This is a genomic window from Flavobacterium sp. (genome assembly GCF_027531905.1).
GTDB lineage: Bacteria > Bacteroidota > Bacteroidia > Flavobacteriales > Flavobacteriaceae > Flavobacterium.
In genome coordinates this window covers 42,270-65,775 of the sequence record NZ_JAPZSU010000039.1, presented here as the reverse complement: position 1 = coordinate 65,775, position 23,506 = coordinate 42,270, and the positions used below count along the sequence as shown (strand labels likewise).

At 34.5% G+C, this 23,506-nt stretch carries 21 protein-coding genes; 11 read left to right on the top strand and 10 right to left on the bottom strand.

The annotated features are described in order from the left end of the window. The 3 genes from O9307_RS10570 to O9307_RS10560 all read right to left on the bottom strand — a co-directional run. The coding region (locus O9307_RS10570; RefSeq protein WP_298298823.1) for a type IX secretion system membrane protein PorP/SprF at positions 1-225 on the bottom strand (225 nt) is incomplete at its 3' end. A gap of 90 nt (positions 226-315) precedes the next feature. Further along, positions 316-7,215, bottom strand: coding sequence for a gliding motility-associated C-terminal domain-containing protein (locus O9307_RS10565; protein ID WP_298298820.1), 6,900 nt, complete (start codon positions 7,213-7,215; stop codon positions 316-318). A gap of 33 nt (positions 7,216-7,248) precedes the next feature. Then, complete coding sequence (locus tag O9307_RS10560; protein ID WP_298298817.1) at positions 7,249-7,803, bottom strand: hypothetical protein; 555 nt, start codon at positions 7,801-7,803, stop codon at positions 7,249-7,251. A 429-nt stretch (positions 7,804-8,232) separates the two neighbouring features. Here O9307_RS10560 and O9307_RS10555 point away from each other — a divergent pair, with 429 nt between their 5' ends. From O9307_RS10555 to O9307_RS10545, 3 genes are read left to right on the top strand one after another with little or no spacing between them, the layout of a single operon-like run. Continuing rightward, the gene (locus O9307_RS10555) at positions 8,233-8,718 is read left to right on the top strand and encodes a histidine phosphatase family protein (protein ID WP_298298814.1); all 486 of its coding nucleotides are present in this window, start codon (positions 8,233-8,235) and stop codon (positions 8,716-8,718) included. A 9-nt stretch (positions 8,719-8,727) separates the two neighbouring features. Then, positions 8,728-10,797 carry a polyphosphate kinase 1 gene (gene ppk1 / locus O9307_RS10550; RefSeq protein WP_298298826.1) on the top strand — a complete coding sequence of 690 codons (2,070 nt, stop codon included), beginning with the start codon at positions 8,728-8,730 and terminating at the stop codon, positions 10,795-10,797. A 39-nt stretch (positions 10,798-10,836) separates the two neighbouring features. After that, positions 10,837-11,727: a rod shape-determining protein gene (locus tag O9307_RS10545; protein WP_298298811.1), complete on the top strand. Its 891-nt coding sequence runs from the start codon at positions 10,837-10,839 to the stop codon at positions 11,725-11,727. Positions 11,728-11,863: 136 nt separating this feature from the next. On the opposite strand, the gene O9307_RS10540 is transcribed toward O9307_RS10545, so the two are convergent. Then, a complete protein-coding gene (locus O9307_RS10540) occupies positions 11,864-12,319 on the bottom strand; it encodes a hypothetical protein (RefSeq protein WP_298298808.1) in 456 nt (151 codons plus the stop codon). A 5-nt stretch (positions 12,320-12,324) separates the two neighbouring features. Between O9307_RS10540 and O9307_RS10535 the strand changes: the two genes are divergently transcribed. The 3 genes from O9307_RS10535 to O9307_RS10525 are packed head-to-tail and all read left to right on the top strand — an operon-like array spanning position 12,325 to position 13,862. Beyond that, on the top strand, positions 12,325-12,774 hold the full coding sequence (locus tag O9307_RS10535; protein WP_298298805.1) for an SRPBCC family protein: 450 nt from the start codon (positions 12,325-12,327) through the stop codon (positions 12,772-12,774). Between the two features lie 30 nt (positions 12,775-12,804). Then, entirely contained in the window at positions 12,805-13,230 is a 426-nt protein-coding gene (locus O9307_RS10530; RefSeq protein ID WP_298298803.1) for a VOC family protein, read from the top strand. 35 nt (positions 13,231-13,265) lie between these two features. Then, the gene (locus O9307_RS10525; protein ID WP_298298800.1) at positions 13,266-13,862 is read left to right on the top strand and encodes a hypothetical protein; all 597 of its coding nucleotides are present in this window, start codon (positions 13,266-13,268) and stop codon (positions 13,860-13,862) included. 146 nt (positions 13,863-14,008) lie between these two features. Here O9307_RS10525 and O9307_RS10520 read toward each other — a convergent pair whose 3' ends face one another. The 3 genes from O9307_RS10520 to epsC all read right to left on the bottom strand — a co-directional run bounded on the left by O9307_RS10520 (position 14,009) and on the right by epsC (position 17,041). Beyond that, positions 14,009-15,259 carry an acyloxyacyl hydrolase gene (locus O9307_RS10520; RefSeq protein ID WP_298298797.1) on the bottom strand — a complete coding sequence of 417 codons (1,251 nt, stop codon included), beginning with the start codon at positions 15,257-15,259 and terminating at the stop codon, positions 14,009-14,011. Positions 15,260-15,362: 103 nt separating this feature from the next. Beyond that, on the bottom strand, positions 15,363-16,250 hold the full coding sequence (gene cysM, locus O9307_RS10515) for a cysteine synthase CysM (protein ID WP_298298794.1): 888 nt from the start codon (positions 16,248-16,250) through the stop codon (positions 15,363-15,365). Continuing rightward, a complete protein-coding gene (epsC, locus tag O9307_RS10510) occupies positions 16,250-17,041 on the bottom strand; it encodes a serine O-acetyltransferase EpsC (RefSeq protein ID WP_298298791.1) in 792 nt (263 codons plus the stop codon). Before epsC ends, cysM begins: the two co-directional genes overlap by 1 nt. Positions 17,042-17,246: 205 nt before the next feature. On the opposite strand from epsC, the gene O9307_RS10505 reads away from it, so the two are divergent. Continuing rightward, positions 17,247-17,948 (top strand): DUF1003 domain-containing protein, encoded by a 702-nt coding sequence (locus tag O9307_RS10505; protein ID WP_298298788.1) that lies wholly within the window; start codon positions 17,247-17,249, stop codon positions 17,946-17,948. Between the two features lie 7 nt (positions 17,949-17,955). Here the strand turns inward: O9307_RS10505 and O9307_RS10500 are convergent, their stop codons facing one another. Beyond that, a complete protein-coding gene (locus tag O9307_RS10500) occupies positions 17,956-18,237 on the bottom strand; it encodes a DUF2752 domain-containing protein (protein ID WP_298298786.1) in 282 nt (93 codons plus the stop codon). 103 nt (positions 18,238-18,340) lie between these two features. On the opposite strand from O9307_RS10500, the gene O9307_RS10495 reads away from it, so the two are divergent. Beyond that, on the top strand, positions 18,341-18,526 hold the full coding sequence (locus tag O9307_RS10495; RefSeq protein WP_298298784.1) for a hypothetical protein: 186 nt from the start codon (positions 18,341-18,343) through the stop codon (positions 18,524-18,526). Continuing rightward, positions 18,516-19,067, top strand: coding sequence for a Smr/MutS family protein (locus O9307_RS10490; protein ID WP_298298782.1), 552 nt, complete (start codon positions 18,516-18,518; stop codon positions 19,065-19,067). The genes O9307_RS10495 and O9307_RS10490 overlap by 11 nt, the downstream gene beginning before the upstream one ends. Positions 19,068-19,133: 66 nt before the next feature. On the opposite strand, the gene O9307_RS10485 is transcribed toward O9307_RS10490, so the two are convergent. Beyond that, positions 19,134-20,081, bottom strand: coding sequence for a hypothetical protein (locus O9307_RS10485; RefSeq protein ID WP_298298780.1), 948 nt, complete (start codon positions 20,079-20,081; stop codon positions 19,134-19,136). A 112-nt stretch (positions 20,082-20,193) separates the two neighbouring features. Here O9307_RS10485 and O9307_RS10480 point away from each other — a divergent pair, with 112 nt between their 5' ends. Together O9307_RS10480 and O9307_RS10475 are read left to right on the top strand one after the other, a co-directional pair. Continuing rightward, a complete protein-coding gene (locus tag O9307_RS10480; protein ID WP_298298777.1) occupies positions 20,194-21,144 on the top strand; it encodes an EamA family transporter in 951 nt (316 codons plus the stop codon). 163 nt (positions 21,145-21,307) lie between these two features. Continuing rightward, positions 21,308-22,432: a cysteine desulfurase family protein gene (locus O9307_RS10475; protein WP_298298774.1), complete on the top strand. Its 1,125-nt coding sequence runs from the start codon at positions 21,308-21,310 to the stop codon at positions 22,430-22,432. A gap of 72 nt (positions 22,433-22,504) precedes the next feature. Here O9307_RS10475 and cysK read toward each other — a convergent pair whose 3' ends face one another. Beyond that, a complete protein-coding gene (gene cysK / locus O9307_RS10470) occupies positions 22,505-23,419 on the bottom strand; it encodes a cysteine synthase A (RefSeq protein WP_298298771.1) in 915 nt (304 codons plus the stop codon). Positions 23,420-23,506: the final 87 nt, after the last annotated feature.

The window sequence follows — 23,506 nt, the reverse complement described above, 5'->3', positions numbered from 1 at the left end:
GCTAATTGGTGTATTTATCGAGGCAGTATTGGTGGTTGGTGCTCCATCCAAACCCACCCATTGCGTGCGATGTAAGGCAAAAATACTCATGACACCACGGCTACCTGCGTAAGCGGGGTTGATATTAATGGTATTGTACATGTACTGCGTAAATTGCGCATCTTGCTGACCATAACTCACCACAGTTAGTAACATTATAATGAAAGTGATACTTTTTGTTTTCATTCTTTATTTTTTTTTAGCATTTGAATTCTTTTGAATCCAGTTGGTAATAGGTTTTTGTTATATGGTGTTAATTATTAGTAAATTATGGGTTTATTTTGATAAATACAAATATCCATCTTTTTTATTTTCAACAGCATTTCCATTTGAGTCAAAAGAGGTATAGTTCAAGATATAAAAATAAGTACCTGTCGGCAATCCAGAACCTTGCATAATTGTTGTTCTTCCTCTTGAAACACCATCAAAATTATTAGTAGAATTATTGTAATTTTTAGTTTCAAACACCAGTACCCCCCAACGATTATATACTTCTAGAGTATTTTCAGGATAACATATCGTGTCGTCAATATTTTCAATTTTGAAGATTTCATTTAATCCATCTCCATTTGGAGTAAAGGCATTATGAATAATTACTGTTCCACAGCCCAATACTTTGCAATCATTGTTAACGTTCATATTGATTACAACACGATTGGGACAATCTCCATTTGTAATTTTATACTCCAATTGATAATCACCAACAGCAAGTTCATATGCTGAAAATAAATTGCCTTTTAAGGCTGATGAATTATTTGAGTCTATCCAAGTACCACCAGCAGGTATATTGGTTGGTAACAATGTATTTAAATCTATCACTGAAGTATCAGCATTACATGCAGAACTATTGATGGCAATGGCAGGAATTGGAGTAATCTCTATCGAAACAGTTGCTGTATCACAATCGTTTGGATATTTGGTGTTGCATATTTGATAGGTAAATACATATTTTCCGGTAGAAATTCCACTTAAAATTGATAGATTACCCGTACTGTCAAATGTTATGAATGGATTAGAACCAGTTATTATTTTAAAGTTAATATCAGTAGGAGTCACTTTTATTCCGTTTAACAAATCATTGTTTGTTATTACATTTCCTATTAGACCAGTTTGACTACATTGTACTAAGTTATATGTATCATCAATAGCATCTACTCCTGTAAAGGTTTTGCAACTAATTCCAAAATCAATATCAAGATTTACACGTTTTTGGTCTGTTAGTGTGGCAAAAAGGACATTATTTGTTGTTGTACCACAATCGATATAACTACTTGTTTTATATGATTTTGTTGTAATTGCTTTGCCTCCCTTTGTTGGTAACACTTTTACAAGACCTGTGGCAGCAATAGCTTGTGATGCAGCTTCTAATAAAGGCTCTTCTTTGATTTCGATTCTGTACTCACCATAGGCGCCAGCTGCCGGTCTTGTTCTCCAGTAGCCAAGAATTCCCATAGTAACAGTTCTTGAGAAACCATTTGGACCAGTGATATAAATGTTAGGAACATTAGTTGTTCCGTTTCCAAAACCAGCAGCATTTAATTCTCCTATATTTTGAATCCCTTTGTAACTTCCATCACCGTTGAAATCAATCCATTCCCATTTGCTGTAGTCAATTACACCATTAGCGTCAGGAATGTTTTGAGTAACCAAATTATCATTATTAGCATCATACCATTCATCTTGTTTACCATTATTATTCAAATCATACCAGACAAAGTCTCCTAGTACTGGAAGATCTGTTTTGCCGTAACCAAAGTCGCTTTTTGAGTAATTACATTTTTCAACTTTAATAATCAAGAAACTAGGAGTTGTGTTGAATAACTCATAGGCACTATTTAAGTTGGCATCTTGAACTTGTAAAACATACTCTCCAGCCACCATATTATCAAAAGAGTATGAACCGTCTGCTTTAGTAACTCTGAAAAGTACTGGTCCAGGAGTTCCGTTTAATGGTTTTAAAGTGATTGGTACATTAGACAATGGAGTATTGGTATCTACATTAGTAATTTTGCCATAAACTTTGGTAAAATCATTACACATTACGGTCACAGTGACTGTAGCTGTATCACAATTTGTTGGTTTACCGATTTCACAAATTTGATACACAAAAGTGTAAGTTCCTGCTGGAGTACCGGCTTTTACATCTATAGTACCATCAAGGTTTAAAGTTAGACTTCCTGTTGGGTCTGGAGTAACAAGGGTTAAAGTAACAGTATTTAGCGTTGGTGTTTTTTTATCTAAAACATCATTGGTAAAAATATTAAGAATTTTTGTAGCGCCAATAGCACCATTTACATTCTTTACTAAATCATCCTCTGCGAAAATTGGAATTGGAGGTGCAGCTGGAGGTGTATTTATAACAGTAACAGTTACTACAGCCGTATCACAATTAGAAGCATCTGCTTTTTCGCAAATTTGATAGGTTATTTGATAGGTTCCGGAAGGTGTATTTGGTTTAACATCCACAAATCCATTACTATTTAAAGTCAATAAACCATTAGAGCTGTTTGTTATTTCTTTTAAATTTACCTCTTTTGGATTTACAGCAACTGTATTTAATGTATCATTGGTGAAAACATTTAAAATATTAGATTCTCCATAGAAACCATTTATTGGCCCAGCTGTATCATCAACGGCATCAATTTTAAATGTTGGTCTTGAAGTACAGAATGGATCGGAAGGAGGATAATTTAAAATAACAGTTACTTCAGGATTTAAAGCAAAAGTCACAGACGCTGTTGGTCTTATGTTTTCAAATCCATCCGCTGCTTGTATCCATTTATTATCAACCAGCAACCAACCAGGCCAGTCTGTTCCTATACCATTTGCATCAACGGTAGCACCAGGCCATAAAACTTGTCCGCTCAATGGTAAATTAGTCATTGTACTAACGATTTTATTAGTATTGTCCATCCATGTTAAAGTAACACCGTTTGTAGGAGTAAAGTTTACGGCTGTTGCACTGTATTTTAAATAAGGTACATCATTGATACAAATAGGTTCAGTCGTAACTGTCATAACTGGTTTTACAATTGTAATGGTAACAGTTGCAGTATCACAATTAGATGTGTTCAATTTTTCACATAGCTGATAATTTAGTATCAAAGTCCCTTCCGGTGCATTTGCTAAAACATCAACAGAGCCATCTTCGTTTAAATGTAAATATGGGTTAGAATTGTCTGTTGTAAGTATCACATCATTTGGCTTTACAGCAGTTCCGTTTAATGTGTCATTTGTGAAAACATTAATTACGTTAGTTGTAATTTGATTTACTCCTACGATTGGTCCAGCTGTATCATTTACAGCGTCAATTGGAGTTTCTTTTTCGCTAACTATTTCGCTATCCTCATCAGAAACAGTATTTCCTTTAGGATCTTTGCCAGAAGCAGAGGCAATATTTAGCACAGAACCTTTGTTCAAATCTTCTTGTGTTACCATATAGCTTTGAGGAAACTCTCGAGTTTCACCTGTAGCTAATATTTCAATGGTTGCATTTAAACCTGTTAATGGGTCTTTAACCATTACTTGATTCAAACTAACGTTTCCATTATTTTTAACTGTAATTACATAATTGATTATATCTCCAACTTTAGCAAAACTTGTTGTAATTGCTGTTTTTACCACCTCAATACTTGGATTTTGATTCAATTCTGTAATAGTACAATCCGCACACTCTGGATTTTTAGGACAAGTGGCACAAGGCGTTGGGTCTGAAGAAGTATCAGTTACTGGTTTGTCATTTGGATCTTTGGCAGTAGCCAAAGCTAAGTTATAAACGTATCCTTTGTTGATGTCTTCTTGGGTAATCACATGAGTTCCTGAGAATGTAGTGCTGTCAGACGCTCCAACAGCAAGTGATGCAATTGGCCCACCATTTATCATAGCATTATTGTCAGTAACGGTTACATTAGTCAATGTTACATTTCCTGTGTTTTTGATTACAAAGTTGTAAAAAACAATATCACCTACATTTGTTTTTCCATCATTGTTGCTATCTACATAAACACCGTCTTTTGTGATGTCGATGGAGCAATTATTATTATGCAATATTATGGTGTCCTCTGTACTACAATTGCCATTGACAATTTTCCACTTTAAAACGGTTGAAGTTCCAATTGGAATATTTAAAATTTCTGTTGAAGCCGAATTGATATCAGCAATACTTCCTGATCCACTTTCTATTGTCCATGTCCCAATACCTACTGTTGCAATATTTGCTGAAACTGTAAAATTTCCATTCCCACATTGCGTTTGATCTATTCCTGCATTGGCAGTTGAAGGATTTTTGTATCTAGTAATGGTAACCTCATCAGAAGTAGCAGCACATGTTCCATTACTAATTGTCCAACGGAATACATTTGCTCCATAACCAAGTCCTGTGATTTCAGAAGTTGCAGAAGAAGGTGATGTTATGGATCCGGTTCCACTTACTAAAGTCCAAGTTCCAGTTCCTACAACAGGCGTGTTTCCAGTAAGTGTTGCAGTAGCAGTTTCACATTGCGTATGATCTATTCCAGCACTGGCAGCTGAAGGATTTTTGTATCTAGTAATGGTAACCTCATCAGAAGTAGCAGCACATGTTCCATTGCTAATTGTCCAACGGAATACATTTGCTCCATAGCCAAGTCCTGTGATTTCAGAAGTTGCAGAAGAAGGCGATGTAATGGATCCGGTTCCACTTACCAAAGTCCAAGTTCCAGTTCCTACGGCAGACGTGTTTCCAGCAAGTGTTGCAGTAGCAGTTTCACATTGCGTTTGATCTATTCCAGCGTTGGCAGTTGAAGGATTTTTGTATCTAGTAATGGTAACCTCATCAGAAGTAGCAGCACATGTTCCATTGCTAATTGTCCAACGGAATACATTTGCTCCATAGCCAAGGCCAGTGATTCCGGAAGTTGCAGAAGAAGGCGATGTAATGGATCCAGCTCCACTTACTAAAGTCCAAGTTCCAGTTCCTACAACAGGCGTGTTTCCAGTAAGTGTTGCAGTAGCAGTTTCACATTGCGTTTGATCTATTCCTGCGTTGGCAGTTGAAGGATTTTTATATCTAGTAATAGTAACCTCATCAGATGAAGCAGTACATGTTCCATTGCTAATTGTCCAACGGAATACATTTGCTCCATAGCCAAGTCCTGTTATTTCAGAAGTTGCAGAAGAAGGTGATGTAATGGATCCGGTTCCACTTACTAAAGTCCAAGTTCCAGTTCCTACAGCAGGCGTGTTTCCAGCAAGTGTTGCAGTAGCAGTTTCACATTGCGTTTGATCTATTCCTGCGTTGGCAGTTGAAGGATTTTTATATCTAGTAATGGTAACCTCATCAGAAGTAGCAGTACACGTTCCATTGCTAATTGTCCAACGGAATACATTTGCTCCATAGCCAAGGCCAGTGATTCCGGAAGTTGCAGAAGAAGGCGATGTAATGGATCCAGCTCCACTTACTAAAGTCCAAGTTCCAGTTCCTACGGCAGGCGTGTTTCCAGCAAGTGTTGCAGTAGCAGTTTCACATTGCGTTTGATTTATTCCTGCGTTGGTAGTTGAAGGATTTTTATATCTAGTAATAGTAACCTCATCAGATGAAGCAGTACATGTTCCATTGCTAATTGTCCAACGGAATACATTTGCTCCATAGCCAAGTCCTGTTATTTCAGAAGTTGCAGAAGAAGGCGATGTAATGGATCCAGCTCCACTTACCAAAGTCCAAGTTCCAGTTCCTACAGCAGGCGTGTTTCCAGAAAGTGTTGCAGTAGCAGTTTCACATTGCGTTTGATCTATTCCTGCGTTGGCAATTATTGTCTTATACACGGTATTACTAGTAGTAGATTTGACCGATATTGATTGTGGATCTTTGGCAGTAACTTCTGCTGTATTAACTATACTTAGACTATTTAAATCATTAGCTGTTACCGTATAATTTGCTTTAAATATCCAAGTTTCGTTTATATCTAAAATGTTATTTGAATTAGTATCACCTGAGGAGTATACTGGTGTTGATGTTTTCGGATCGGTAACAACAACTGTATTAAGTGGTGCATTTCCATCATTTTTGACATCAAATTGATATGTTAATTGACTGCCAATAGTTGAATAACAACCTGGAGTACAGGTTTTAGTCATTTTAATTCCAGGTAAATAGGCGTCAGAAGAGGTTGTTAAGCAATAAATAACGTAAGTATCTTGTACAGAACCATATCGGAATGTTGCAGAAGTTTGTTCGTTTTTAATTACTGAATTATTTACATTCGGAATTGTAAACATACTAACATCTACTCCTGTGTTGTTTTTTAAATCAGGAATTCTAGTCCCTCTAGGGTACACCGAGCTATTGAAGAAATTTGAAGTGGAATTATCTAGATGGCTTAAACTTATCCAGTCATTGCTTTGGTTCTTTATTTCAAAATAATCTCCTGGAATATCAACATCACCTTCACCAGTCATTAAACCTATTTTCATATTTACAGCACCTGACTTTAGCGTATTAATTCCTGTAACATCTAAGGTAAAGTTAGTTTTTTCAGAACCGTCTATAAATGCGTATCCATCAAAAACGGAAATATCTCTTAGATTCATTTTTGGATTGTCATATACAACTATCATTCCCCAACCTCCATAATATCCAATAGATCCACCATCTCCAGTGCTAACTGCAATGTCAGCTACCGTATAGGATCCATTACGTTTGGACTGTACTAAACTAGTGACATCAACAAATCCAACATACATGTTTTCGGTTCCAGGATATCTAATTTCAGAAGCGGTATAATTTACATAGCCTCCAGTTGGTCCTTTAATTTTTATTTGTTTTTTACGAGCATCAGTAACGTCTTCGTCAGTTCGACCTGACCAATACAAACCAGCAAATAAAATGGTTGTTTGATTGATATCAGCACCATTTTCTGTGGAAAAATTTAAGGTTGCAGAAGAAGAATTTGTTGTTGAATTATCACCATCAATGTCAACTACCTTCATATCATTATTACTATTGTTGGTATTATCTGAGTAGCTAACTAATGTAAGATTGGTGTTTCCAATCATCTGGAAATCCCCATTTATTGTTCTAGAAACACCTCGTTTTGCAAAACTAACGTTTTGTGCATTTACTTGATCCATACTGCCAATGAGTAACATCATTAAACAGCTTAACGTGCTTAAAATAGTATTTAAGTATTTTTTTTTCATGTCAATGGTTTTTGGAATTTTATCTAGGTGTTTTTATGAGGGAATAGAAATTGAATACAAAAACTTTATTGTTGTGTTTTTATACTTAACAAGGTTTTCAATTTGTGAGAAAGTACAATTGTAGGTACAGAGGAAATAGACATATTTTAGTTTAGGGAACTGATTAATGATTGACTCGTCTATTGAAATGGATAGATCTTCAGGTTTTTCAATTCTAATAATAAGAAGTTCTACGTTGTTAAAATATGTAGTAGATGAAGGGATTTTATTTATAGAATAGGAATCAATAACCGCTCTAATAAATGGTGCATTTGAATAGGTATTCAAATTTCCTTTTTTAATAATTACAGAAGAATTCAAATCAGAAATTAAGTCATTTAAGTGTTTGGATTCTGCAACTGTTGATGGGTTTACTGATAATTTTGACTGACTTATATATTTTTTTAATTCAATAATTTCTTGTCCATAGTTACTTAAGGAAAAAAGAAGAGTAATTGAAACTAAGATGGAAAATGAGGTTTTTTTGAAGTTTGAATTCTTTGGGGTAATAGGTTGGTTTATTTTTCTTTTAGGCATGATTAGTTTCATTGTAAATTATTTTTTTATAGAAGTTTTATGTATTGATTAACCGTATCAAAATTAGATACAAAGAAAATATTCCCTTTTTTTTCTCTATCAACAACCTAAAAAATCGTTGAAGCGCATTTTTTTGTCATAATTATTTGATTTTTTGCTACTGTTTTGATTTTTTAATAAATTAATACCTACGTATAATTTCTTATTTAATTCAAAATCAAGTAGATAGAAATTTAATTAAATTTTCATTTTTTTGATTCGAATTCATCTATTTATGAGTTCTTATCAAATAAAAATTAAACAATTGTTAATTTATATTTGAATCATTGAGGACTAAAAGAAAATAGTCGTAAATTAATGCTCTAAAATGTTCTTTGATGGTTATTAATATTAAAAAAACCTCAAACGAAAGAGAAGTAGAACTAAATAAACCTAAATACCATGAAAAATTTAATCTTAGTTCGTCATGCAAAATCAAGTTGGGAAGCTCCATTGAATGATAGAGATAGACCTTTGTCTAAAAACGGTCTGCAAGCGGCACATTTAGTGTCTAGTTATGTTTCAAAATATTTGCCTAAAACATATTTATTTTGGAGTAGTGTGGCTGAACGTGCTTCACAAACAGCGTTGATTTTTGCTCAAAATTTATCGTATCCTATTGAAAGTATTATTTACAAAGAAGATTTGTATACTTTCGATGAAAACCAATTGGCTAAAGTTATCAAATCATGTAAAAATGATTTTGATAATGTAATTCTTTTTGGACATAATGGTGCAATTACAAATTTTGTTAATAAATTTGGGGATGTTTTTATTGAAAATGTCCCTACATCTGGATTTGTTTCTTTGCAATTTGACGTAGAGGATTGGGGGGCAATACAAAAAGGTAAAACATTAAAAATTATAGTCCCTAAAGATTTAAAATAAATAAATAAAATTTTGATACAAAGATATATTGATAGAGAAAAAAGTTGGCTAGCCTTTAATGCCCGAGTATTGCAAGAAGCAGCCGATGATTCGGTTCCTTTATTAGATAGACTTCGTTTTTTAGGTATTTTTTCGAATAATTTAGATGAATTTTTTAGAGTACGCTTTGCAGCCATTCGTAGATTAAGCCTTTCTGGTATTTCTGGCGAGAAATATTTGGGCGGTGTTTCGGCACAACAATTAGTCAAAGAAATTACCGAAATTGTAATTGAACATCAATCAGAAAGTTTGAATATTTTGAATGATATTGAAAATCAATTACAAAAAGAGAACATCTATATTATCAACGAGAATGATTTAGATAAGGATCAGGAAAACTACTTGAAAGATTTTTTCATTCAAAGAGTAAGTCCTGAATTAGTGACCATTATTTTGAATGACCTAGCCGAATTCCCTTTGTTAAAAGATACTTATGGTTATTTGGCGGTAAAATTAGTCATGAAAAAAGAAAATGAAGTACGTTATGCCGTCATCGAAATTCCAAAAACAATCAACCGATTTGTAGTATTGCCGTCAAATATCGAAAAAAAATATGTTATTCTCTTAGATGATGTCATTCGTCAAAATTTAAGTAGCATTTTTAATATTTTCGATTATCAAAGCATTTCGGCGCACATGATCAAAATTACTAGAGACGCATCTTTAGATATAGATAGCGATTTGAGTAAAAGTATGATCGAGAAAATTGCTTTGAGTGTAAAAGACAGACGAATTGGTGAACCCGTTCGTTTTATTTACGACCAAGAAATCGAAGAGGACACACTTACTTTCTTTTTAGATAAAATGCATATTGTTTCTACAGATAGTATTATTCCTGGAGGACGCTATCATAATAGAAGAGACTATATGGATTTTCCAAATTTAGGGCGATTTGATTTATTGTATCAATCTAACGTTCCGTTGCCTATTCCAGGATTGAGCCTCGAAGGAAGCATGCTTGAAAAAATAAGTGAAAAAGATTATTTGTTGAACGCGCCCTATCAATCGTTTTCTTATTTGACAAAGTTTTTAAGAGAAGCAGCATTGGACCCAAAAGTGCTTTCCATCAAGATCACTTTATATCGCTTAGCAAAGAATTCTCAAATCATTAGCTCTTTGATAAATGCAGCTAAAAATGGAAAAAAAGTTACCGTTCAAATCGAGTTGCAAGCTAGATTTGATGAGGCTTCTAATATCTCGTATGCCGAGCAAATGAAAACAGAAGGCATAGAATTAATATTTGGTATCAAAGGTTTAAAAGTGCATAGCAAAATTTGTGTGATAGAAAGACAAGAAAAAGATAAGGTAAAAAGATATGGTTTTGTTTCAACAGGAAACTTTAATGAATCGACAGCCAAAGTGTACACAGATGTTACACTTTTTACCAGTCATCAACAAATTCTAAAAGACATCAATAAAATTTTTGATTTCTTTGATGTGAATTACAGGGTTCATCGTTACAAGCACTTGATTGTTTCGCCTCACTACACTAGAAGTCGATTTGTCAAATTAATTGATCGCGAAATCACACATGCTTTAGCTGGAAGAAAGACTTATATTAAATTAAAAATGAATAGTTTATCTGACTTTGAAATGATTGATAAACTCTATCAAGCCAGCAAAGCCGGTGTCAAAATTCAATTAGAAGTAAGAGGTATTTGTTCTTTAATTCCGGGAATTCCCGGACTGAGTGAAAATATTGAAGCAATAAGTATTGTAGATAATTATTTGGAACATTCTAGAGTCTATATTTTTGGTAACGCAGGAATTCCAGAAGTTTATATTTCTTCGGCTGATTTTATGACTCGAAATCTCGATGCAAGGGTAGAAGTAACGTGTCCTATTTATGATCAAGATATTAAAAATGAATTAATGGATCATTTTGATTTGGGATGGAAAGGAAATGTTAAAGCGCGTTTTCATTCGCAAGAATTGGACAATCAATACCGAAAACCAAATGGAGCGCCTCAATTTAGAGCTCAAATAGAAACCTATAAATATTATCAAAACAAACTTGAAGTAATTACTGAAGAAGCATAATTTTTTGAATTGTGTTGGTACAAATGAATGAAGGAAGATATGATTAAAATAAAAAAATATGCAGCTATTGATATCGGATCGAATGCGATGCGTTTATTGATTGCTAATATTGTTGAGCAAGAAGGAAAAGAAACACAATTCAGTAAGAGTTCCTTGGTTCGTGTTCCTATTCGTTTAGGGCAAGACGCTTTTACTGTTGGGGAAATTTCTCCCGAGAATATAGAGCGTATGTGCGATGCTATGAAGGCATTTAATCTTTTAATGAAGGTGCACAAAGTAGAATGTTATAAAGCTTTTGCTACTTCGGCCATGCGTGAGGCCTATAACGCCAAAGAAGTAGTGGCATTGATCAAGAAAAAATCCGATATTAAAATAGAAATCATTGATGGCAAAAAAGAAGCCGCTATTATTGCTTCAACAGATTTACATCATTTATTAAAAACCGAAGAAACCTATCTTTTTGTAGATGTTGGCGGTGGAAGTACCGAATTTACTTTATTTTCTAATGGAAAAATGGTCAATTCGCGTTCATTCAAAGCAGGGACAGTTCGTTTACTCAATGAAATGGTTCATGATGTAGTTTGGGAAGAAATTGAGAAATGGATTAAAGTCAACACGGCTGATTATGATGAAGTTACTTTGATTGGTTCTGGCGGAAACATCAATAAGTTGTTCAAAATGTCTGGTAAACAACAAGATAAACCGTTGTCTTATATCTATATTAACTCTCAATATGCCTATTTGAGTGCTTTAACTTACGAACAACGTATTTCCCAATTGGGTTTGAATCCAGACCGCGCCGACGTAATTGTACCTGCAACACGTATTTATTTGAATGCCATGAAATGGAGTGGGGCAAGACAAATTTATGTGCCAAAAATTGGACTTTCAGATGGTATTGTTAAAGCCATGTATTACGGTAAAATCTAAATAAAAAAAGCAAAGAATGTACCCTTTGCTTTTTTCATTTTAATAACTTCTATTTTCTAGACATTTACTTTTTGTTTTTGACCGTTAAGTCTTTGAATGCATTTCCTAATTCAGTCATATCCGAATCTACTTCTCGTTAAAAAGAATCCCAATCCGTTTGATTGTTTTCGTAATTTTTGATTTTCATTTTCAAAGAAGTATTTCTATCTTCTAAAGATTGAATGCTTTTAGAATAGTTGGCATCAAAAGTTTTGCCTGGTTTTTTCAAAGCGGCTTTCAATTCAGCAATGCGAACTTCGTTGGCAGCAACGCTAGTATTTACTTCTTCTTTGTACGTTTGCCACTCCATATCGTTGGCTTTTTTTGCTTCGTCATCATTGATGTCTTCGTTAACAGCATCTAAGTTTTCATTAGCATCAATTACTTTTTCGGTTGCATCTGCCTCTTTTTCTGTATTCGATTTGCATGCAGTGAAAAGAATTCCTGATAAGCAGATTGCTATGGCTAAAGTATAAATGGAATTTTTCAGGTTTGATTTTTTTGTCTTAAAAAAAAATAGATTTTTATTGCTTACATTTGAGTATAAAAACAAAAAAGATGACAACAAACACTGTTCAGCTACATCGTGTTTTTGCGGCCCCAGTAGCAAAAGTATTTCGAGCATTTGTCGAGGCAGATGCAATGGCTTCTTGGTTACCTCCTTATGGTTTTGTCTGCAAAGTCAATCATTTGGAAGCCAAAGTTGGAGGAACTTATCGAATGTCGTTTACCAATTTTACGACAGGCAGTAGTCATTCGTTTGGAGGAGAATACCTAGAAATATTACCTAATGAACGATTGAAATATACCGATGTCTTTGATGATCCCAATTTACCAGGACAAATAATTACTACAATTCAGTTTGAAACGGTTTTATGCGGTACACAACTTTGGATTACGCAAGAAGGGATTCCTGAGGCCATTCCGACAGAAATGTGTTATTTAGGTTGGCAAGAATCGCTAGAGAAACTAAAACGGTTGGTAAAACCTAATATTCCCGATGCTTAATTCAAATACTCACTTTTTAAACCTGTAAACATGGCAAAAATAAATCCTTATATTCATTTTAACGGCAATGCCGAAGCCGCTTTTTTGTTTTATCAATCGATTTTTGGTGGTGCATTTACCAATTTAACGCGTTTCAAAGACATTGCTTCTGAAGAAAATCCCATAGCAGATTATGAAGCGCATAAAATTATGCATATCGCATTACCAATTGGTGACTCGAATTTGCTCATGGGAAGTGATGTTCCAGAGGTTTTGGGACAAGTAAATGAAAACGAAAATCGAAGTAAAATTATGATTAGTGCCGCTAGTAAAGAAGAAGCATATCATATTTTCAACGGACTTTCAGCAGGAGGAAAGGTTGAAGTGCCAATGGATGAAAGTCCATGGGGAATACTTTTCGGTATGTTTCGTGGCCAATTCGGAATTGAATGGATGATAGATTTTAATCCTAAATAAAGATTAGAGTTACCAACTTTTTTACAGAAGAACAGATGAACGAAAATTGGCTTTATATTAAAACTCCAGATGATTACGGGAAATCGGAAATTATTCAGATTGATGAAGATGTCATTGATCATTTTTTTGTTGAAAAAATGGATAAAATCTGTCTAGTTAAAAGCGTATACAGAAATGAAAAGCTGAGTGAAATAAAATATGAATTTATAAATCAAAATCGGATTAGAATATTTAGAATTGGAAAAATTCACAATTTTTTTAGCGACGAAAAGTCTACAACTGAAGATTGTATCTTCGAAAATGATTACGAAAAACTTATAGCAACAGAAACTGAATTATCAGAAACTGAAATTCAGAATTTAAAGTTTGAGTTTAATTGGAATGGAGAAAAAATGAATCTTAAGTTCAATGAGGTTTTGGATTCACCATCTATACAAGAATTAAATAAACGTTTGAATAAAGAAGGAAGTAAAATTGTACTTGAAAAACTAAATGAAACGCTATTTGTTTCACTTTATACAGACAGTTATCTTGACAAACTAGTTCCCATAAAATATGTAGACAAACAAAAGATGATTTTATATGGTTTCCCAGAAGAGCCCTATGAAATTACCTGTGCAATTGTAGAATAAAAATACTAACAGTTGTACTGCAACAGATGGTTGCGATTGCTTAAAGTGAAAATTGGGCTGCTTTTTGTTGAATTTGATGAACCATAATTAAGTTCCTAATCGCGTGTTGAATCACTACTATAATTCTCATAAATGTCCTGAGAAAATTATTTATTTTTCGATTTGGGACTATATACATATCCAAAACTCAGTTCAGAAAAATCAGCTTGTCCTAAGTTTGCATTGATGTTGGCGGCAATAAATACATTGTGTTGAGGTGCTTTTTTGGCAGTAATAGCATAATAGCGTAAGCCTAAACGTGAAGAAATGTATTTTTTTATTTTTGCTTGGGTGCCAAACTCTTCAGCAATGTAGCCTGATTCGGTAAAACTTCCGTTGTTTACATACCAATCTAATTTGTAAGCTGGTTTGTAAAGATTGATTCCTAATGCTGCTTCAACACTGAAATGATTTATTAAAATTTCACAATTGCTAAATATTCCAAAAGCAGTTGCGTTTTGATAAGGATGGTTTGCCAATTTTGGGAAATGAGTCGTTATTATGCTATCTTTTTCTTTGATGTAGTCATAGTAATCTTCATAAAATCTATAATAAAAGCTTAGCCCATATTTGAACGTTCTGTTCTTTATGCGACCTATTCCAAAAGAAGCGGTATACACATTTTTAAGGGAATTGTAATTTCTATATAATGTTTTTTGTCCAAAACCAAATCGAGTAGTATAGTAGGTTTGTGTCTCAGACGAACCAATTTCAGTAGTTTCTTCTGGTAAGGGCAAAGTATTTTTGGTAAAATTAAATTCGGTTTTGATAGTAGCTAAATAGGAATTTAAGCCCAGATTAGGCCAGCGGGTGTGACCATTAGAAAAGTGGGTAAGTCCAGTACCAATTTTAAGATTGAAGTCTTTGCGATGTACCAAATCATAGTATAAAAAGGAGCGAAAAGCCCAAGTAAAGTGCGTAGAGATGGCATGGTTGCCAGGATTGTTCACTTTATCATAGATGAGATTATTGTAGGAACCGCCCAAACCTACTTGAAAGCGGATTCTATTAGTGACTTTATTCAGAATGCCAAAATCGAAGAAAGGCATTAGCGTAATGCCATAACCAACTTTTTCTTGATTTCCAAAATCTGCATAGGAAAGCAAAATACCCGTTTTTGGATAGTTCAGTAGTTTGGCCCAACTGTCTTTTTCAAAGGTTGTCGTGCCCAATGTTATGTCTATACCTTGTTGATTTTTTGTTTCTGGATAAATACTTAGTGGACGCATAGTTTGACCAATGGTATAACCCACGCCAATAAAGTTATAGTTGTTTTTAGTGGTTGAAATATTTTCTTGGGCTACTGTTATTGAACTAACTAATATGATTAGAAGTGCCGTTGTTTTTTTTAAGATCATGCTATGGAATCTATAATTTGATTCAGTGACCAATCAAATTTGATGTAAGTGTTGCTGATGAATTGTGTCCCACAAAAATAAGAACTAGAGTCGATTTAAAAAATTATTCAAACAAATCTGACGACAAATAACGATCGCCACGATCACAGATAATCGCCACGATAACCCCAGAATCCAATGTCTCAGCAATTTTTACAGCAGCAGCTACTGAACCACCGCTGCTCATTCCAGCAAAAATGCCTTCTTCTTTGGCTAAACGTTGAGTCATAGCTCTAGCTTCTTTTTCTGTTACTTCTATAACGGTATCGACTTTTGAAGCATCAAAAATTTTAGGCAAATATTCTTGTGGCCATTTGCGAATACCTGGAATTTGAGAGCCATCACTAGGTTGTGCACCAACAATTTGAATCGAAGGATTTTTTTCTTTCAAATAGGTCGAAGTACCAATAATAGTTCCCGTTGTCCCCATTGCAGATACAAAATGAGTTACGGATCCTTCTGTATCTTCCCAGATTTCTGGCCCTGTGGTTTTGTAATGGGCTTTCCAGTTGTCGTCATTGGCGAATTGGTTAAGCATGATATAACCGCCTTCGGCTACTTTTTTGTCGGCATAATCTCTTGAACCAATGATGCCAGTACTTGCAGGAGTCAAAATTACAGTGGCTCCATAAGCTCTCATGGTTTGTGTGCGTTCTATGGTAGAATCTTCAGGTAAAACCAATTCTATTTCGATGTTGAATAATTGTGCAATCATCGCCAATGCAATGCCTGTGTTTCCACTAGTAGCTTCGATTAATTTATCGCCTTTTTTGATATCGCCTCGTTCAATTGCCGATTTAATCATATTATAGGCTGCACGGTCTTTTACACTTCCTCCAGGATTGTTTCCTTCGAGTTTTAGCAGCAATTTTACATTAGGATTTTGAACTAGATGTTGACTGATTACTAATGGAGTGTTTCCAATAAGATCGACTAACTTTTGTGGTTTCATTATCGTTTTTCTTTTATCTTAACCTCAGTTGTTGTTGTGTTTAATACAGTAGAATCGGCAGGAATGGATTTGGTAACCCATGAATTTCCTCCGACTATGCTATTTTCTCCAATAATCGTTTCGCCTCCAAGAATAGTGGCATTAGCATAAATGCAGACGTTTTTTTCAACCGTTGGATGGCGTTTGGCATTTTTCATTTCCTTACTCACACTTAGTGCCCCCAAAGTAACTCCTTGGTATATTTTGACATTTTCTTCGATAACTGTGGTTTCACCAATTACAATTCCGGTGGCGTGATCAATAAAAAAAGGTGAAGCTATCGTTGCGCCAGCATGAATGTCTGTACCCGTGATTCGATGCGCATATTCACTCATTAATCTTGAAAAAAGCAATAAATCCAGTAAATATAATTCGTGACTTAATCGATAAATGGCAATGGCATAGAAGCCAGGGTAAGCTAAATATACTTCTTCAATACTGTTCGAAGCAGGATCATTTTTAAGGATATAGGCTGCATCTTGAATGAGCTGTTCTAGTACCAAAGGTAATTTTTCAAGAAAATTATCCCAAGCACATTCACATAGATCTTCTGTTTTCTTGCAGGCAATTTTAGCAATTTCTTTGAATTGAAGTTCTAATTCATCAATGCTTTGGTCTAAAGGGGCATTCGAATCAAAAAGGGTGTAAAAAAGCTTTTCAGTAAAAGCCTCCGTTTTTGTTTTTATGCTATAATTGATGGTCAAATGACTCTTGTGTGAACGTATATTTTGAATGATTTGATTTTTGGACACAATACTAAAATTATAAAATGAATTCGAAGCCGTAAAAGTAAGGTGTTTTTTAGAGATAGCCTTATTTTTGAAAACAATAAATGTAACTTTAGTCTATTTTTTTGATAGATTGTATAGGGAAGTTGTTTTTTTGTTTTTAAAGAAGTTACTTCAACTAATCTTGTAAATTTGCTTTGAACAAAACGAGTTACAATCAATCAGAATCATGAAAAATCATCCTACTTTCAAAAGCGATCTCTCCAATATTGAGTTTTCTCTCAACGAACGCATTTCAGGTCATGCTATACAAAATCCCATTTTAGGTCTTATAAAAGCGGATCATCCGGATTTTTCAAGTGAACAATATATCGCAATTTCTGAATTAAATTTTTATAGAGAAAAATACATTTCAAATTATCTTTTGGCTGAAATTGGAGAATTGAATCATTTGGAGCAACATGTTATTGGTTCTCTCAAGGAAGATACTTCTTTGGTGTCTGAAGTGGAAGACGAGATTGAAACGAGAACTTTTGGTCAGATTGTAGCAGATAAAGTGGCTACTTTTGGAGGAAGTTGGACTTTTATTATCTGTTTTGGAATTTTTATTTTGCTTTGGATTTGTCTTAATACATTTATTTACCTTAATAAAGGGTTTGATCCTTATCCGTTTATTTTATTGAATTTAATCTTGTCTTGTTTGGCTGCTTTGCAAGCTCCTGTGATTATGATGAGTCAGAATCGTCAAGAAGAAAAAGATCGAGAGCGTGCCAAAAAAGACTACATGATCAATCTAAAATCTGAATTAGAAGTCAGAATGCTACATGATAAATTAGACCATCTAATCCAGCATCAACAACATGAGTTAATCGAAATTCAAAAAGTGCAAATCGAAATGATGAATGATATTTTGAGCCGAATAAAGATGTAATTCGGTATTAAAAATGCTTATAGATATAGCCGCCAATCACAAAAACAAGATTAATGGTGATTAGAATTGTCAATATATTTTTGGTTGTTACTGTTTTTTTTGTGGTGTAAAATAAAAGAATACCAAAAAACATTACAAGCATAGAGTATACCGCAGGGTACATTACAAAAGCAGCACTCCATTCTCCTTTTAGTAGTAAAAGTAAAGCGCGTTGAAACCCACAGCCCAAACATTCTACACCAAAAAGTGTTTTACTCAAACAAGGAATCATATATTTTTCTAGATGCATTGCTTTTAATTTGATACAATTTTACAAAAAAAGCTGATTCCTTTTTTAATAATCGGTCCACCCGTTTTTTATTTCTTATTTTTGGAACTTGAAATTTTTTGAAATGAAGCAATTGATGATTTTGATTATGGCAATAGCCATTGGAATAGCCTTATATGAACAAAGTAAACCAGAGAAAAATGTGTATTTGATGGTTATGGCTTTGATTGTTTTCATGTACGGCATGATGCGATTAAGTGCCAAAACGCCAAGTAAAAATCAAGATAAAGAAGAAAAGGATGTGGAATAAAGGAGATAAAGTGTCTGTTTTAGACGATGATATTAATGGTGTTGTTGTAGCAGTAAATGGTACCCAAATCACAATTGAAACCGAAGATGGTTTTGTAATGAATTTTGGAGCAAATGAATTGCTTAAAATTAATGAAACCAGCAACTTAATGGATGCTATTAGAAGAATCAATGTAGATGAAATTATCAAAGAAAAAACGATTCCAGCTCCTAGAAGTTTTGTAAAAGAACGCAAAGAAAAAAAGGAAGTTGGCGTCCCTGAATTTGATTTACATATTGAAAAATTAGTCCCTAACAAACGCGGCATGTCTAATTATGACATTCTGACTTTGCAAGCAGATACAGCCAAGCGCCATATCGAATTTGCTATTAGAAATAGAATCCCAAAAATCGTTTTCATTCACGGTGTTGGAGAAGGAGTCCTCAAAGCCGAGTTGGATTTTCTATTAGGACGTTATGATAATGTCTCGTTTCAAGATGCCAATTATCAAAAATATGGTTTAGGTGCTACCGAAGTTTATTTTAAACAGAATAGTAAATAACTAAAAAACACAAAAAAGGTCAATTCCACTAGAATTGACCTTTTTTGTGTTTGAAAAAATGAAGGATTAATTTGTGATTAATTCTCCATAGATATAATTGTCTCCCAATAAAAAATCATCACTTCCTCTTACCATTTTTGCTTTTTTAAGGACAATGGTATGTTTGAATCCAGTACCAAAAGTTGTGGTAGTCACTTCGATTATTCCTTCACTATTAGCTACACCAGCAGCGGCTTTCCATTCTTGAAAAAGTGTTGGTGTTACGGGTGTAGGGGTAGTACAAAAATAATTTTCTGACAAAAGACCAGTATACGATCTATAAATAAGTGAATTAGTTGTACTACCAATCAAGGCTGTTCTTGGCGCATTTAGTGGTGTTATTTCATTTTTAATCAATCCTGCTTCGAGGTTGTTTAAGGTTAACGCCTCACTATTGATGAAATTATATACTTGTTTAGACGTAGCACACTGCCCTAAAGTTTTGGTAAATGCAAATGGAATTGTATTTGCAGTTGTCTTATAATCACCAAAACGAAACTCATCATATACTTGTGTGCCATTTGTTTTTTGAAAAGTGATGTTTTTAAGCACAATATTATGGTTGTAACCCGTGATTTTAGTACTGTTAGTTGTGGCATCTGTACTTTTTATTGGAGTACTAGTAATTATAATTTTTCCACCAGCATTCGCAGTCCATTGGTCAACTACAATTGGTGTGGCTGGCGGAATGGTTTCACAAATGTTATCCGTATTTACGGTTCCGTTAAAAAAACGATAGACAACTCTAATGCTTCCTCCAATAGTAATTTCTTGTGTTTTGGTTTCACTAGGAAAAATAACTCCTGGAAGTTCTAACAATAAAGCTTCCTTTTCATTTAGTTTGTATATAATATCATTTTTGGAACATTTAGCTACTGTTGCTTTGTCAAAATTAATATCTTCCAAAAAAAGATCGCCATCGTCGCAACTACTAATCATTACTATTAAAAATAGTATTCCTAAAAATCGTTTCATTTCTTTATTTTATTTTAAGCAAAAATAGAATTTTTAATTGGTATCCGTTTCATTCTCTATTTTAAAATCTTGTTAATGTAGCCAATTTGTTTTTGATGGAAAAACAAGCCAAATGAAATTAGTACCTTTGCGGTCCTATTTAAACCAAATGAAACAAACTAAATTTTATCTTGCTGCATTTTCTGCTTTTTTTATATGGGGATTTTTCAGCTTGGCACTGAAACCTATTGCCGATTTTCCTTCTTTGGACATTCTTTTTTACCGTGTTTTTTTGAGTGTTGTACTTTTGACGCTTTTGAATGTTGTTTTTAGAAAAAGCGTGATTCGAGAGAATTGGGCTCTTTTTCAAAATTTTGAGCCAAAAGTTAAGAAAACCATTTTGTGGTTGACATTAGGAGGAAGTTTGATATTGGCTTCGAATTGGTTTATTTTTATTTTTGTTGTCAATCACGTTAGTGTGAAGGCAGGTTCCTTGGCTTACTTGATTTGCCCGATATTGACGACCGTTTTTGCCTTTTTTCTTTTAAAGGAGACACTTTCAAAGACGCAATGGTTTGCTGTTTCATTGAGTGTTGTGAGTTGTTTGTTGTTGTCAATGAATGATTTACATGATATTTTTTATAGCCTAGTGGTTGCGGCAACTTATGCGCTCTATTTGGTAAGTCAACGAAAAAATAATCAAATGGATAAACTATTGGCGCTCAATGTGCAGTTGCTTTTTATTGCGCTGTTGATACTGCCATTTTATCCAATTTATAGCGGTCCACTGCCTACAACACCTTTGTTTTATGGTTGTTTGTTATGTATTGTGGTCTTTTTTACGATTATTCCTTTATTTTTAAATTTGTTTGCATTAAAAGGAATTTCCTCTGCGACAGTTGGAATTTTGATGTATATCAATCCAATGATTAATTTTGCAATTGCTTTGTTGTATTTCAAAGAGAAAATAAATGGAATTCAGCTCTTTTCGTATGTACTGATTTTGATTTCTGTTGTGATTTTTAATAAGAAAGTGATTTTGGAACTATTGAAAAAATCGAAAGAAAAACGATTGGTTGCCTAAAGAACGTTTGGTTTTGCAGGGTTTACGTGAGGGTAGAAGTGGAGCTCTTTTTTAGAGACTTTTTTGGCTCTAAAAAAAGCGGGAACGGATGCCCGACCCGACTACTGAGCTTGTCGAAGTATCTGGCGGGGCACGCCCAAATAAAAATGAATAGTATTTAATTATGAAAAAAGTATATCTCGACAATGCTTCTACAACTGCGATGCGTCCCGAAGTGATTCAGGTGATGGTGGATTATATGGCGCAAGATTACGGAAATCCGTCGTCTACGCATAGTTTGGGGCGTCACGCCAAAAGTATTTTGGAACTGTCTAGAAAGAGCATTGCCAAGGCTTTGAATGCTACGGCGCAAGAGATTTTGTTTACATCGGGTGGGACAGAGGCCAATAATTGGATTTTGCGTTCTGCAGTGAAGGATTTGAAAGTGAGGCGATTTATTTCGAGCAAAATGGAACATCATGCGGTTTTGTATCCTATTTTGGAATTGCAAAAGGAGTTTGGTCTTCAAGTGGAATATGTAGAAAATTCGGCTGATGGTGTTCTTGATTTGACGCATTTAGTGAGTTTACTTTCTGAATCTACGGAGAAAACACTCGTGAGCTTGATGCATGTGAACAACGAAACGGGTGTGGTTTTGGATTTGGAACGCGTGTCACAAATTTGTCAAGAGCATAATGCGTTGTTTCACTCGGACACGGTGCAATCTGTAGGAAAAGCGATTTTGGATTTGCAAAAAGTGCCTGTAGATTTTATAGTGAGCAGTGCCCATAAATTTCATGGACCGAAAGGCGTTGGTTTTGCTTTTATTCGAAAAAATTCGGGTTTGCAGCCTTTGTTTTTTGGTGGAGAACAAGAAAAAGGACTGCGTTCTGGAACGGAAGCAATTCATCAAATTGCTGGAATGGCAAAGGCTTTGGAAATTTCTTATACTAATTTAGAAGCAGAACAGCAGCAAATCAGTGCTCTAAAACAGTATTGTTTGGGACAATTAGCGCTGCATTTTCCTGGAGTTAAAGAAAATGGAGTTGCTACTTTTTATCCGATTTTGAATGTACAATTGCCTTTTTCAGCGGATAAAACAGCCATGATTTTGTTTTATTTGGATATGAAAGGGATTTTTGTTTCAAGAGGAAGTGCTTGCCAGTCGGGAAGTGTGAAGCCGTCGCATGTATTGGCTGAAATGCTCTCTGAAGATGATTTGAAAAAACCAAGTTTGCGAATATCGTTCAGTCATTTATCCACTCAAGAAGATTTAGATTTGTTGATTGAGGCGTTGAAAGGCGTTTAAGGTTCTCTCTTCTAAAATACAAAACCTGACAATTGTGAAGTTGTCAGGTTTTTTGTTTTATATAATTTTATCTTATTCGAACAAGCCTTCGATGCTCAAATAACGTTCGCCAGTATCATAGCAAAAAGTGAGAACGGTTGCGCCTTTTGGGATTTCGTTTAGTTTTTTAGCTACAGCGGCTAAAGAGGCACCAGATGAAATACCTAAAAGGATTCCTTCTTCTTTAGCGGCTCTTTGTGCATAAGCAAATGCCTCATCTTTGCTAACTTGTATGGTGCCGTCAAGTAATTCGGTTTGTAAATTGATGGGTATAAAACCAGCACCAATCCCTTGAATTGGATGTGGACTTGGAGCACCTCCACTAATTACAGGAGAAGCTTCTGGTTCTACCGCAAATACTTTTAGGTTAGGAAAGTGTTGTTTTAGGATTTCTGTACAACCTGTAATATGTCCACCAGTGCCCACTCCAGTGATGAGGTAGTCAATTCCGTTTGGAAAGGCGTTGATAATTTCTTGGGCTGTTTTTTGCTTGTGCACCTCAATATTTGCTGGGTTTTCAAATTGTAGTGGTGACCAAGAGTTTGGGATTTCGTTTACTAGTTCTTGCGCTTTTTCGATGGCGCCTTTCATTCCTTTTTCGCGTGGTGTCAATACAAATTCTGCACCATAGATACTCATTAAGCGACGTCTTTCTATGGACATGGATTCTGGCATAACCAAAATAAGTCGGTATCCTTTTACTGCGGCAACCATAGCCAAGCCAATTCCTGTATTACCAGAAGTAGCCTCGATGATGGTGCTGCCTTTTTGTAAAATTCCTTTTGCTTCTGCATCTTCAATCATGGCTAAAGCAATACGGTCTTTGATACTAGCCCCAGGATTGGCGCGTTCTAATTTTATCCAAACGGATGCTTTATCTCCAAAAAGTTTGTTGATTTTTACTTGAGGCGTGTTGCCAATCGTTTCGAGTATGTTGTTATAATTCATAGTTGTATTTTTAAATTTTAAATCCTAGTAAATTTATAGAATAAATTGTATTTAACAAATAGCTAACCGTTAATTCTATGATAAAAT

Coding starts and splice junctions, on each gene's coding strand:
- O9307_RS10520 (WP_298298797.1), bottom strand. CDS start 15,259: ATGATCTTAAAAAAAACAACGGCACTTCTAATCATATTAGTTAGTTCA.
- O9307_RS10560 (WP_298298817.1), bottom strand. CDS start 7,803: ATGAAACTAATCATGCCTAAAAGAAAAATAAACCAACCTATTACCCCA.
- O9307_RS10485 (WP_298298780.1), bottom strand. CDS start 20,081: ATGAAACGATTTTTAGGAATACTATTTTTAATAGTAATGATTAGTAGT.
- O9307_RS10545 (WP_298298811.1), top strand. CDS start 10,837: ATGATTAAAATAAAAAAATATGCAGCTATTGATATCGGATCGAATGCG.
- O9307_RS10490 (WP_298298782.1), top strand. CDS start 18,516: ATGTGGAATAAAGGAGATAAAGTGTCTGTTTTAGACGATGATATTAAT.
- cysK (WP_298298771.1), bottom strand. CDS start 23,419: ATGAATTATAACAACATACTCGAAACGATTGGCAACACGCCTCAAGTA.
- O9307_RS10525 (WP_298298800.1), top strand. CDS start 13,266: ATGAACGAAAATTGGCTTTATATTAAAACTCCAGATGATTACGGGAAA.
- O9307_RS10505 (WP_298298788.1), top strand. CDS start 17,247: ATGAAAAATCATCCTACTTTCAAAAGCGATCTCTCCAATATTGAGTTT.
- O9307_RS10555 (WP_298298814.1), top strand. CDS start 8,233: ATGAAAAATTTAATCTTAGTTCGTCATGCAAAATCAAGTTGGGAAGCT.
- O9307_RS10535 (WP_298298805.1), top strand. CDS start 12,325: ATGACAACAAACACTGTTCAGCTACATCGTGTTTTTGCGGCCCCAGTA.
- O9307_RS10475 (WP_298298774.1), top strand. CDS start 21,308: ATGAAAAAAGTATATCTCGACAATGCTTCTACAACTGCGATGCGTCCC.
- cysM (WP_298298794.1), bottom strand. CDS start 16,250: ATGAAACCACAAAAGTTAGTCGATCTTATTGGAAACACTCCATTAGTA.
- O9307_RS10565 (WP_298298820.1), bottom strand. CDS start 7,215: ATGAAAAAAAAATACTTAAATACTATTTTAAGCACGTTAAGCTGTTTA.
- O9307_RS10495 (WP_298298784.1), top strand. CDS start 18,341: ATGAAGCAATTGATGATTTTGATTATGGCAATAGCCATTGGAATAGCC.
- O9307_RS10500 (WP_298298786.1), bottom strand. CDS start 18,237: ATGCATCTAGAAAAATATATGATTCCTTGTTTGAGTAAAACACTTTTT.
- O9307_RS10480 (WP_298298777.1), top strand. CDS start 20,194: ATGAAATTAGTACCTTTGCGGTCCTATTTAAACCAAATGAAACAAACT.
- O9307_RS10530 (WP_298298803.1), top strand. CDS start 12,805: ATGGCAAAAATAAATCCTTATATTCATTTTAACGGCAATGCCGAAGCC.